Source organism: Pseudomonas glycinis (genome assembly GCF_054871425.1).
Genome location: NZ_JBTYHF010000012.1, coordinates 1 through 12,208, shown reverse-complemented (window position 1 = coordinate 12,208; position 12,208 = coordinate 1). Strand labels below are relative to the sequence as shown.

12 protein-coding genes are annotated in these 12,208 nt (G+C 60.3%); 5 read left to right on the top strand and 7 right to left on the bottom strand.

Features of this window, described 5'->3' with window-relative positions:
- Positions 1-77: 77 nt before the first annotated feature.
- From ACYSTU_RS24765 to ACYSTU_RS24755, 3 genes are all read right to left on the bottom strand, one after another.
- A complete protein-coding gene (locus ACYSTU_RS24765) occupies positions 78-944 on the bottom strand; it encodes a carboxylate/amino acid/amine transporter (protein WP_136492163.1) in 867 nt (288 codons plus the stop codon).
- 361 nt (positions 945-1,305) lie between these two features.
- A complete protein-coding gene (locus ACYSTU_RS24760; RefSeq protein WP_024012038.1) occupies positions 1,306-1,905 on the bottom strand; it encodes an FMN-dependent NADH-azoreductase in 600 nt (199 codons plus the stop codon).
- Positions 1,906-2,137: 232 nt separating this feature from the next.
- Positions 2,138-2,452, bottom strand: a complete 315-nt coding sequence (locus tag ACYSTU_RS24755; RefSeq protein ID WP_016771198.1) for a hypothetical protein — start codon at positions 2,450-2,452, stop codon at positions 2,138-2,140.
- Positions 2,453-2,501: 49 nt separating this feature from the next.
- Here ACYSTU_RS24755 and ACYSTU_RS24750 point away from each other — a divergent pair, with 49 nt between their 5' ends.
- The 4 genes from ACYSTU_RS24750 (at position 2,502) to ACYSTU_RS24735 (ending at position 6,731) form a co-directional block, all read left to right on the top strand.
- Positions 2,502-3,425, top strand: a complete 924-nt coding sequence (locus tag ACYSTU_RS24750; protein ID WP_016771199.1) for a PA3225 family LysR-type transcriptional regulator — start codon at positions 2,502-2,504, stop codon at positions 3,423-3,425.
- 14 nt (positions 3,426-3,439) lie between these two features.
- Positions 3,440-4,243 (top strand): alpha/beta fold hydrolase, encoded by an 804-nt coding sequence (locus ACYSTU_RS24745; RefSeq protein WP_499002172.1) that lies wholly within the window; start codon positions 3,440-3,442, stop codon positions 4,241-4,243.
- Between the two features lie 3 nt (positions 4,244-4,246).
- Complete coding sequence (locus ACYSTU_RS24740; protein ID WP_016771201.1) at positions 4,247-4,810, top strand: peptidylprolyl isomerase; 564 nt, start codon at positions 4,247-4,249, stop codon at positions 4,808-4,810.
- A gap of 88 nt (positions 4,811-4,898) precedes the next feature.
- Entirely contained in the window at positions 4,899-6,731 is a 1,833-nt protein-coding gene (locus ACYSTU_RS24735) for an ABC transporter ATP-binding protein (RefSeq protein WP_197892145.1), read from the top strand.
- 117 nt (positions 6,732-6,848) lie between these two features.
- Here the strand turns inward: ACYSTU_RS24735 and ACYSTU_RS24730 are convergent, their stop codons facing one another.
- Positions 6,849-7,973, bottom strand: coding sequence for a GNAT family N-acetyltransferase (locus ACYSTU_RS24730; RefSeq protein ID WP_499002168.1), 1,125 nt, complete (start codon positions 7,971-7,973; stop codon positions 6,849-6,851).
- Positions 7,974-8,254: 281 nt separating this feature from the next.
- Here ACYSTU_RS24730 and ACYSTU_RS24725 point away from each other — a divergent pair, with 281 nt between their 5' ends.
- Positions 8,255-9,577 carry a putative porin gene (locus ACYSTU_RS24725; protein WP_016771204.1) on the top strand — a complete coding sequence of 441 codons (1,323 nt, stop codon included), beginning with the start codon at positions 8,255-8,257 and terminating at the stop codon, positions 9,575-9,577.
- A gap of 143 nt (positions 9,578-9,720) precedes the next feature.
- Here the strand turns inward: ACYSTU_RS24725 and ACYSTU_RS24720 are convergent, their stop codons facing one another.
- The 3 genes from ACYSTU_RS24720 to ACYSTU_RS24710 all read right to left on the bottom strand — a co-directional run bounded on the left by ACYSTU_RS24720 (position 9,721) and on the right by ACYSTU_RS24710 (position 11,819).
- On the bottom strand, positions 9,721-9,957 hold the full coding sequence (locus tag ACYSTU_RS24720) for an anti-sigma factor family protein (protein ID WP_130900119.1): 237 nt from the start codon (positions 9,955-9,957) through the stop codon (positions 9,721-9,723).
- Complete coding sequence (locus ACYSTU_RS24715) at positions 9,951-10,562, bottom strand: RNA polymerase sigma factor (RefSeq protein WP_041478829.1); 612 nt, start codon at positions 10,560-10,562, stop codon at positions 9,951-9,953. The genes ACYSTU_RS24720 and ACYSTU_RS24715 overlap by 7 nt, the downstream gene beginning before the upstream one ends.
- A 135-nt stretch (positions 10,563-10,697) precedes the next feature.
- Entirely contained in the window at positions 10,698-11,819 is a 1,122-nt protein-coding gene (locus ACYSTU_RS24710; RefSeq protein ID WP_016771207.1) for a beta-ketoacyl-ACP synthase III, read from the bottom strand.
- Between the last annotated feature and the right edge of the window lie 389 nt (positions 11,820-12,208).

The window sequence follows — 12,208 nt, the reverse complement described above, 5'->3', positions numbered from 1 at the left end:
CTCGCGAATGCAATGTGTCAGTCGACCCATACTTATCTGACCCAACGCCTTCGCGAGCAGGCTCGCTCCCACAGGGGTTATGCGGCGGCCGGGGATTTACGGATGCCCAACCGACTGATCCACACAGCCGCCAGAATCACACCCCCGCCAAGGAACAATCTCCCCAGTTCCTCATGCTGATTCCAGATCAGCAGATTCAACAACAATCCCACCGGCACATGCAGGTTGTTCATCACCGCCAGTGTGCCGCCGTTGACCATGCATGCACCTTTGTTCCACCAGTACAGACCCAATGCGGTCGAGACCAGACCGAGAAACAGCAACACGCCCCATTGCAGCGGCGCTTCCGGTAGAAAGTTCGACTTGCCGAACAACAGGAACGCTGGCAGCACAACCGCCAATGCACCGAGGTAGAAATAACCGAAGCGGCGGTAATGCGGCAGGTCACTCGGATGCTTCGCCACCAGATGCTTGTACAGGACCTGCCCGGCGGCGTAGGTGAAGTTGGCCAGTTGCAGCAGCAGAAAGCCCATGAAAAAGTCGGGACTGATGCTGTCGAAGCGAATCACCGCCGCACCGCCCACGGCCACCAGCGCAGCAACCAATGCCCACGGATTAAAGCGACGGTTCAGCGCGTCTTCGATCAACGTCACGTGCAGCGGCGTGAGAATGGTGAACAGCAACACCTCCGGCACCGTCAGCACACGGAAGCTCAGGTAAAGGCAGACGTAAGTCACCCCGAACTGCAACGCGCCGATCAGCAACATGCCACGCATGAACGCCGGCTCCACCGAACGCCAGCGTGTCAACGGTATAAACACCAGCCCCGCCAGCACCACACGCACCAGCACCGCGAAGTAACTGTCGACATGCCCGGCCAGGTATTCGCCGATCAGACTGAAGGAAAACGCCTGGATCAGCGTGACAAAAAGTAGATAGCCCATGCTCGCCTCGAAAATCGAATGGCGGCGACGATAGCGGGTTTTGCGCCAGACCGCGAACCCTCGAACAACACAAATCCCTGTGGGAGCGGGCTTGCCCGCGATGAGGGAGGGTCAGGCAAGTATTTGTCGACTGACACTCCGCCATCGCGGGCAAGCCCGCTCCCACAGGGACTTATGTGAAATTCGGATGTGCAGTGTTCAGAAAAATCGCAGACAAAAAAAAGCCCGATCTCGCTAAAGCGTTCAATCGGGCTACAGCACTCAGGAGCAAAAGTGCAAAGGGAGGTTCGATGCGCGTGGAACCTTGAAGGGGTTGCGCCAGGTCACTAGACCATCCAGCGATTATCTGGCGATTAACCGATCAAGCGACCTGAGACAGTTTGGCGTTGGCCTGATTCAGGCCCTTCTCCTGGAAGTCACCGCCCAGGTTCATGCCCTCGGCATGGATAAAGGTCACGTCGTTGATGCCGATGAAACCCATCACCTGGCGCAGGTACGGTTCCTGATGATCCGCAGGACCACCGGCATACACACCACCGCGAGCAGTCAGGACAAAGGCGCGCTTGCCGTTGAGCAGACCTTGCGGACCGGTTTCGGTGTACTTGAAGGTCACCCCGGCGCGCAGCACATGATCCAGCCAGGCCTTGAGCGTGCTCGGGATCGCAAAGTTGTACATCGGTGCCGCCAGCACCAACACGTCGGCGGCAAGCAGCTCATCAGTCAATAGGTTGGAGCGGTCCAGCGACGCCTGTTCGCTGTCGTTGCGCTGTTCGGCGGGCTTCATCCAGCCACCCAGCAAGTTGGCGTCCAGATGCGGCACCGGGTTCGCGGCGAGGTCACGCACGGTGATCTGATCGGCAGGGTGCGCGGCTTTCCACTGAGCGATGAAGGTCTGGGTCAGTTGACGGGAAACCGAGTCTTGCTGGCGGGCACTGCTTTCGATGATCAGAACGCGGGACATGGTGTGTAGCCTCCATCCGAATATGTTGTAAGTCGATGGAGTGAAGGTTAAACAGAGCTGAATCGATGAAAAAGCGCAAATATCCGCTGTAACCCATCGATAAATTCGTTTATAAGCTAGACCCATATCCCCTGTGGGAGCGAGCCTGCTCGCGAAAGCGGAATGTCAGTCACATCATCTCTGGATGACACTCCGTCTTCGCGAGCAGGCTCGCTCCCACAGGGAAATAGCGTTATTTCGGGGTGCAGGTCAGTTTGATGCGCAGCTTGATGATCTCGCGGGTGAACTTGGCCGTGGCGTTTTTATGCTTGCCCGCCGGCACATCGATGCTGCGCGTGCGTGGTGCTTCCGGGCCGTTGCTGAACACCGCACGGCAGGTCGCGTCGACATCACCGTAGTTGGCCACGCGGATCGAGCCGATGTCGTTGTCCGTGTCGTAAGTCTCGTAGTCGATCTTCATGCCATTGAGATCCTTTTGCACATCGATCGGATAGGCAAACGCGGTCAACGGCAGCAGCGCCAGCACCACACAACAGAATTTTTTCATTCGGCAGTCTCCATGAGGGACGGCCAGCTTAGGACAAGAGGAGCTATTGATGAAAGCGCCCCGCGTGACCCTTGATCAATGGCGAACGTTGCAGGCCGTGGTCGACCACGGCGGATTCGCCCAGGCCGCCGAGGCCCTGCACCGTTCGCAATCGTCGGTGAGCTACACCGTCGCCCGCATGCAGGATCAGCTCGGTGTGCCATTGCTGCGCATCGACGGGCGCAAAGCTGTGCTCACCGAAGCCGGCGGCGTATTGCTGCGCCGTTCGCGGCAATTGGTCAAACAGGCCAGCCAACTCGAAGACCTCGCCCATCACATGGAGCAAGGCTGGGAAGCGGAAGTGCGGCTGGTGGTCGATGCGGCCTACCCGAGCGCGCGGATCGTCCGCGCCCTGACCGCGTTCATGCCGCAGAGTCGCGGCTGCCGCGTGCGTCTGCGCGAGGAAGTGCTGTCGGGCGTCGAGGAAGTGCTGCTCGAAGGCGTGGCGGACCTGGCCATCACCGGCCTGAGCATTCCCGGCTACCTGGGTGCGGAGTTGAGCGATGTCGAGTTCGTCGCCGTTGCCCACCCTGATCACCCGCTGCATCGGCTCAACCGCGAGCTGAGCTTTCAGGATCTGGAAACCCAGATGCAAGTGGTGATCCGCGACTCCGGCCGCCAGCAGCCGCGCGATGTCGGCTGGCTCGGCGCCGAACAGCGCTGGACCGTCGGCAGCCTCGCCACCGCCGCGACCTTTGTCAGCAGCGGCCTGGGCTTTGCCTGGCTACCGCGGCACATGATCGACCGCGAACTCAAGGATGGTTCGCTCAAGCTGCTACCGTTGGACCGAGGCGGCAGCCGCAATTCGAGTTTCTATCTGTATTCGAACAAGGACAAACCCCTGGGCCCGGCCACGCAAATCCTTATCGAATTGTTGCGCACCTTCGACACCTTGCCGCTGGACGCACCGTTTGCCGCACCTGAACAAGCCTGACACGGAGTTCACCGATGGCGTATTTCGAGCACGAAGGTTGCAACCTGCACTACGAGGAATATGGCCACGGTGCGCCGTTGCTGCTGGTTCACGGGCTCGGCTCGAGCACCCTGGACTGGGAAATGCAGATCCCCGCGCTAGCCGCGCACTACCGGGTGATCGTCCCGGACATTCGCGGCCACGGGCGCTCGGACAAACCCCGCGAACGCTACAGTATTGCCGGGTTCAGCGCCGACCTGCTGGCCTTGATCGAGCACCTGCGCCTCGGCGCGGTGCACTACGTCGGGCTGTCGATGGGCGGGATGATCGGCTTTCAGCTGGCCGTCGATCAGCCTCAGGCGCTCAAGAGCCTGACCATCGTCAACAGCGCGCCACAGGTCAAATTGCGCACCCGCGACGACTACTGGCAGTGGTTCAAACGCTGGAGCCTGATGCGCCTGCTCAGCCTGGAAACCATCGGCACAGCCCTCGGCAGCAAACTTTTCCCCAATCCGGAACAGGCCGATCTGCGACGGAAAATGGCCGAACGCTGGGCAAAAAACGACAAACGTGCTTATCTCGCCAGCTTCGATGCGATCGTGGGCTGGGGCGTTCAGGAACGACTTTCACGGGTGTCATGTCCAACGCTCGTCATCAGCGCCGACCGTGACTACACACCGGTGGCGTTAAAGGAAACCTATGTAAAACTGTTGCCGGATGCGCGGCTGGTGGTCATTGACGACTCGCGCCATGCCACCCCGCTCGATCAACCCGAACGCTTCAATCACACGCTGCTGGATTTTCTCGCCACAGCCGACCTTCACTCTCAGGATCACTGACCCATGCTGAAAAAACTCGCCCTCGCCGCCGGCTCCGTACTGTTTGCCGCCAACCTGATGGCTGCTACCCCGGCCAAGGCGCCTCACGTGCTGCTGGACACCACCAACGGCCAGATCGAAATCGAACTGGACCCGGTCAAGGCACCGATCAGCACGAAGAACTTCCTTGAATACGTCGACAGCGGTTTCTACAACAACACCATTTTCCACCGCGTGATCCCGGGCTTCATGGCTCAGGGCGGCGGCTTCACCCAGCAGATGCAACAGAAAGAAACCAAGGCGCCGATCAAGAACGAGGCCAGCAATGGCCTGCACAACGTTCGCGGCACCCTGTCGATGGCGCGTACTTCCAACCCTGATTCGGCGACCAGCCAGTTCTTCATCAACGTCGCCGACAACGCGTTCCTCGACCCGGGTCGCGACGCCGGTTACGCGGTGTTCGCCAAAGTGGTCAAGGGCATGGACGTCGTGGACATCATCGTCAACTCGCAGACCACCACCAAACAAGGCATGCAGAACGTGCCTGTCGACCCTGTGATCATCAAGTCGGCCAAGCGCATCGACTGAGTTTCGCCGGGCATATCGAGCGGCGTGGGGCTGAGCCTGCGCCGCTCGCACTGATAAAAGGAGAGCCCGGATTCCGGGCGGTTATCTGATGCTCTATCGCCGTTTCGAACAACTGATCGATATCTTCCGCGACGCCCCGACGGCGTCCCCGCCGGACCGCGTCTGGCCCTTCTACGTCTATTACCTGAAGCAGGTCTGGCCGAGTTTCGCTGCCCTGCTCGTCATCGGCCTGTTTGCCTCGTTGATCGAAGTAGCGTTGTTCAGCTACCTGAGCCGCATCATCGATCTGGCCCAAGGCACGCCCAACCCGAATTTCTTCAGCGACCACGCCCTCGAATTGACCTGGATGCTGGTGGTCGCTCTGGTGCTGCGACCGATCTTCTTTGCCCTGCACGACCTGCTGGTGCATCAGACCCTGAGCCCCGGCATGACCAGCATGATCCGCTGGCAGAACCACAGCTACGTGCTCAAGCAGAGCCTGAATTTCTTCCAGAACGACTTCGCCGGGCGCATCGCCCAGCGCATCATGCAGACCGGCAACTCACTGCGCGATTCTGCCGTGCAAGCGGTCGACGCGCTGTGGCACGTGGTGATCTATGCGATCAGTTCGCTGGTGCTGTTCGCCGAGGCCGACTGGCGCCTGATGATCCCGTTGCTGACCTGGATCGTCGCTTACATCGGCGCGCTGTATTACTTCGTGCCGCGGGTGAAGGAGCGCTCGGTGGAAGCCTCCGACGCGCGCTCGAAACTGATGGGCCGTATCGTCGACGGCTACACCAACATCGCCACGCTGAAACTGTTCGCCCACACCAACTTCGAACAGCACTACGCCAAGGAAGCCATCGAAGAACAGACCGTCAAAGCGCAGATGGCCGGTCGCGTGGTGACCAGCATGGACGTGGCGATTACCACCATGAACGGCCTGCTGATCGTCGGCACCACGGCGCTGGCGTTGTGGCTGTGGACGCAGTCGCTGATCACCGTCGGCGCGATCGCCCTGGCCACCGGCCTGGTGATTCGTATCGTCAACATGTCCGGCTGGATCATGTGGGTAGTCACCGGCATTTTCGAAAACATCGGCATGGTCCAGGACGGTCTGCGCACCATCTCGCAACCGGTCAGCGTCACCGACCGCGAGCAGGCCAAACCGCTGGCCGTGGCCTCGGGCGAAGTGCGTTTCGAGCACGTGGATTTTCACTACGGCAAGAAGCGCGGGATCATCGGCGACCTCAACCTGAACATCAAACCGGGGGAAAAAATCGGTTTGATCGGCCCGTCCGGCGCTGGCAAATCAACCCTGGTCAACCTGTTGCTGCGCCTGTACGACGTCGAGGGCGGGCGCATCCTGATCGATGGGCAGAACATTGCCGAAGTCGGCCAGGAAAGCCTGCGTGCGCGGATCGGCATGATCACGCAGGACACCTCTCTGCTGCACCGCTCGATCCGCGACAACTTGCTCTACGGCAAACCGGATGCGACCGATGCCGAGCTGTGGGAGGCCGTGCACAAGGCTCGCGCCGATGAGTTCATCCCGCTGCTGTCCGACGCTGAAGGCCGTACCGGTTTCGATGCGCATGTCGGCGAGCGCGGGGTGAAATTGTCGGGCGGTCAGCGCCAGCGCATCGCGATTGCGCGGGTACTGCTCAAGGACGCGCCGATCCTGATCATGGACGAAGCGACCTCGGCACTGGATTCGGAAGTCGAAGCGGCGATTCAGGAAAGCCTCGAGACCTTGATGCAGGGCAAAACCGTGATCGCCATCGCCCACCGCCTCTCGACCATCGCGCGCATGGACCGTCTGGTGGTGCTGGAAAACGGCAAGATCGCCGAGAGCGGCACCCATGCCGAACTGCTCGCCCATCGTGGTTTGTATGCACGGTTGTGGGCGCACCAGACCGGAGGGTTTGTCGGTATCGATTGATCGCGCGATATGATCGTTCCCACGCTCCGCGTGGGAATGCCTCAAGGGACGCTCCGCGTCCAGTGACGCGGAGCGTCACGGCCTGCATTCCCACGCAGAGCGTGGGAACGATCATGGTCAGGTTTGGCGATAAGGCAACGCTGTCCGGGCCTCTTCGGCATAGGCCAGAACCCCGGCGCGCTCTTGCTGGAGGAAATCCTTCACCGCCGCTTTCAACCCCGGATGGCGCAGGTAGTGCCAGGAATGGGTGATCACCGGTTCAAACCCGCGAATCAACTTGTGCTCGCCCTGAGCCCCGGCATCGAAACGCTGGATGCCATGGGCGATCGCGTAATCCATGCCCTGATAAAAACACGTCTCGAAATGCAGCCGATCAAACTCGGCCAGGCAACCCCAATACCGCCCGTAGAAACTGTCGCCACCGACCAGGCTGAACGCCATCGCCACCGGCCGTGAGCCCTGTTTGGCCAAGACCACGCGAATCGCTTCGGGCATGCGTTCAGCCAGCAGACTGAAGAACTCGCGCGTCAGATATGGCGCCTGACGCCGCACCGCGTAGGTGTTGGCATAGCAGGCGTACACGAAATCCCACTGCGCCTCGCCCAGCTCACGCCCCTCCAACCACTCGAACTCAAAGCCCTGCCCCGCCACCTGCTCGCGCTCCTTGCGCATCTGCTTGCGCTTGCGAGAGCTGAGGGCGTCGAGGAAGTCCTGAAAGTCGCGGTACTCACGGTTCTGCCAGTGATATTGACAGCCAATACGCTGCAGCCAGCCCGGCTGCCCGGCCATCGCCGCATCGGTAAACGGATCAGTGAAATTGATGTGCGCGCTGGACAGCTCTTCGATCTGCAAATAGCCGGGCAGGCTTTTCAGCAGTTCGAAACCGTCCTCCACTTTCGCCGTCAGCAAGCGCGGGCCGCTGACCGGGCTGAAGGGCACGGCGGTCAACAGTTTGGGGTAGTAATCGATGCCGGCACGCGCGCAGGCGTCGGCCCAGCCGTGATCGAAGACGTACTCGCCGTAGGAATGCCACTTGCGATAACTGGGCAGTGCGGCGATCAGTCGATCATCTTCGATGTGCAGCAAATGCTCGGGCTGCCAGCCTGTATGCGGGCCGACACTGCCGCTGTCTTCCAGCGCGCTGAGGAAGGCGTGGCGCAGGAACGGCTGGTTGTCCGGCACCAGCGCATCCCAGCTTGCCGGGGCGATTTCTGACAGGTCTTGCAGGCGTTGCAACGGCATTCACTGGCACTCCACAGCTTGGCGACAAAGCCCGGGGAGTATCGCTGATCGCGACCCCGTTGCACACGCTCAATCGGCCGACAGCACTCTAACTCGATAGTTCACGCCTGATCCGCATCGTCATCAACCTGCCATCACTGTGCCACCGCCCTGTCATAAACCATCGCGATACTGGCGCCTGTTTTTAGAGCGCCGGGTTCTAACCCGGACACAGTTTTCCGGCCTTCAGGCCGGTTGTGCCCAGGATGGTTCAGCCATCCCCTTCATCTTCGGAGATTGCTATGCGTCTTGCTTCCACGAAAACTGCAGCGGCCCTGTGCGGCGGCTTGTTGCTGGCCATGAGCGTTCCGGCCAGTGCTGCAGTCGACGCCAAACTGCTCGACATGCTCAAGGCCAACGGGTCGATTTCCCAGGCGCAGTACATCGAGCTGCAAACAGAACTGGCCAAGGATCAGAAGGCTCAGCAAATCGCCCAACAGGCGCAGCAGGAAACCAACGAACAAGTGGCGGCGGTCGCGAAGAAGACCAACGAACAGAGCCTGTTCGATCAGAAACTGGCCTGGGCGGCCAAGACCCAGTTCAAGGGCGACGTACGTATCCGTCAGGAAACCATCAAGATCGACGGCGAGCCGAACAACGGCGGCCGCGACAAGGACCGCCAGCGCATCCGTGCGCGTCTGGGCGCCTATACCGAGATCAACCCGCAAGTCGACACCGGTATCCGTATCGCCACCGGCGGCGGTGACGACGCGCGCTCGACCAACCAGGATCAGGACAACTACTTCGACAAGAAGCAGATCTGGCTCGACCTCGGCTACATCGACTATCACCCGGATCAGATCAAGAACCTGCACGTGATCGGCGGCAAGATGCTGCAACCATGGGTAAGCATGGGCGACGTGATCTGGGACAGCGACATCAACCCGGAAGGTCTGGCCGTTACTTACAAATACCCACTGGGCGGCAGCGCCGAACTGTTCGGCAGCCTGGGTAACTACAACCTCAAGGACAACGTTGACGGCGACGGCGTGCAATTCCGCCACGACCTGCGCCTGACCGCTGGCCAGTTGGGCAGCCGTTTCAACATCACTGACAACCTGAAGATGACCGTCGGCGGCAGCGTCTACGCCTACCAGAACGACGATGACAGCCGCTGCACCGGCACCTCGACACCGTGCGCGCTGGCAGTCAACGGCAACTCGGCCGATAACGAATTCCGTCTGTATGAAGGGTTCAGCCAGATCGACATCGGCGGCCTGCCAATGCCGCTGTCGTTCTACGGCCAGTACGTGAAGAACAACGATGCCGTGACCGATCAGGACACCGCATGGTTGCTCGGCGCCAAGTCGAAAGTGTTCGGCTTCAACCTCGATTACAACTATCGCGACGTGCAGCGCAATGCCGTGGTCGGCGCCTTCACCGACTCCGACTTCGCCAACGGCACCACCGGTTCGCGCGGGCACAAGTTCAAGGTCGGTTACGACATCGACAAGAACTTCGCCGTCGGCGCCACGTACTTCCTGACCAAGGCCGACTTCGCCAGCCGCAGCCAGCGCGATGCAGACGCCAACACCCTGCAGCTGGATGCTGAAGCGAAGTTCTAAGAAAACAGCTACAAGCTTCGAGCGACAAGCTGCAAGTCACCGCTCCCCTTGCGACTTGTCGTTCGAAGCTGATGTCCTGCAGCCCGGTGCAATGCCAGCGATCCCCATCATCCGTTCGCTGACGCTGCCCCGGGCTGACTCTTTCAAGGACTGTCGTCGCGCCTCTGCGTCGCCAGACGCTCAGCCAAAGCATCCACTCCCTCTTCCGGTTGTTCCGGCAGCGCCTTCAGGGTTGCCTGCATCACGCGCATCTGCCGCATGAAGCGCCGGCAGTTGCGGCAGAACAACAGGTGATGACGCACCATCAGCGTCTCGCGAAAGCTCAGTTGGCCATCGAGATAATCGCTGGATCGTGCCACTTGCTCCTTGCAGGTCAACATTCTCCTGTCTCCTCAAAATGTTCCACGGTCGCAAAGACCTTCAAACGTGCCCGGTGCAGCAGCACGCGGACATTGGAGAGCGAAATCTCCAGAAGATTACAGATCTCTTCCAGCTCCAGGCCCTGGCGTTCGCGCAACAGCAGGACACTGCTCTGCAACTCGGACAGACTCAGCAAGGTGTGTTCGAGGCATTCGCGCAGTTCGTTTTCGGTGAGTAGCGCTTCGGGGGTGTCCTGATGCCAGGCAAATGGCGCGACCAGCCAATGACCGTCGCTCGAGGAAAATCGATCGTCACCGATGGTGCCGTGAGGTGATGGCAAGTCATCGAGCAACACTTCCCGGCGATTGAGCTTGTAGCGACTCTTGGCCGAATTGGCGGTGATGGTCAACAACCAGGTCTTGAGGCTGGAGCGGCCTTCGAAGCTGGCCAGATGGCGCACCACCGACAGCCAGGCATCCTGCACCACTTCCTCGACATGACGCTGGCCGACAATCGCGTAAGCCACCGCGCGCATGGCGCTCTGATAGGTGGTGACCAGTTCCTTGAAAGCCTTTTGCTCCCCCGCCAGCAAGCGCGTGAGCAGTTGGGTGTCGTCAGCCGCCATCCATCAATCCCCTTGTCCGGACTTCGAAAATGAACGCGGCAGGTGTGCACCTGCCGCGACGTCCGAAAAATTACAGCGTTTCAGCCGCTTCGAATGTAGGAAAGATCGACGCGATTAAGGGGAAATTAACCTGTTTCAGCGCTTGCGCAGCAACACGCTACCGATCGAATAACCGGCACCAAACGAACTGAGCACCGCCAGCGAACCCGAGGCCAGATCATCCTGGTATTTGTGGAAGGCAATGACCGAACCGGCCGAGCTGGTGTTGGCGTAGCTGTCGAGAATCACCGGGGCTTCTTCTTCGGTAGCTTCGCGGCCGAGCAGCTTGCGCACGATCAGGTGATTCATGCTCAGGTTGGCCTGGTGCAGCCAGAAACGCTTCACGTCGCCGACGTTGAGCTGGTTCTCTTCCAGGTGCTCGCCAATCAGCTCGGCGACCATCGGGCAGACATCCTTGAACACCTTGCGGCCTTCCTGCACGAACAGCTTGTCGCGGGCACCGATGCCCTCTTCCGCCGCGCGGTTTAGGAAGCCGAAGTTGTTGCGGATGTTGTTGGAGAACTTGGTCAGCAATTTGGTGCTGACCACGTCGAACTGGTACGGGGAGGTCGCCAGATCCGCGCGTTCGATGATCACCGCAGTCGCGGCATCGCCGAAGATGAAGTGGCTGTCGCGATCACGGAAGTTCAGGTGCCCGGTGCAGACCTCCGGGTTGACCATCAGGATCGCCCGCGCCTGGCCAAGCTGTACGCTGTTGGCGGCGGCCTGGATGCCGAAGGTAGCCGAAGAACACGCCACGTTCATGTCGAAACCGAAACCTTCAATGCCCAGCGCTTCCTGGACTTCGATGGCGATGGCCGGGTAAGCGCGTTGCAGGTTGGAGCAGGCAACGATCACGCCGTCGATATCGGCGGCGGTTTTGCCGGCTCGTTGCAGGGCTTGTTCGGCAGCGCCAACGGCCATCTGGCAGAGCACCGACCATTCATCGTTGGAACGCTCGGGCAGGCGCGGGGCCATGCGTTGCGGATCGAGGATGCCGTCCTTGTCCATGACAAAGCGGCTCTTGATGCCCGAGGCCTTTTCGATGAACGCGGCGCTGGATTCGGTCAGGGCCTGGACTTCACCGCTGGCAATCGCCTCGGCGTTATCGGCGTTGAACTGGGCGACGTAGGTATTGAAAGACTGCACCAGCTCTTCGTTGGAGATGCTGTTGGCCGGTGTGTACAGGCCGGTGCCGCTGATGACGACGTTATGCATGGTCGTTTCTCTAATCTGTTCAGGCAGAAAGTGCTGGAACCGTCGTACCAACACGCAAAGGGTCTATTCCCATCCGGGGGACGCAAACCTGGCATCGTTTTATTCCGCAGCGCGACACGGCCGAAGGCTCTGGGTCGCGAAACGGCGGATTATGGTGGCGAAGTTTGCCATAAACCCGAGGTTTTGGCGCCTTTCTCAAGCACAACTGCCATTCACTCCATGAACTCAACTCTGTGGCGAGGGGATTTATTCCCGTTCGACTGCGAAGCAGTCGCCAACCCACCACGCTCGGTATCTGATGAACCGAGGTTGCAGGTTTTGGGGCGGCTTCGCCACCCAACGGGGATAAATCCCCTCGCCACAAAGCCCGCTTCCACAGGGGGATTGTC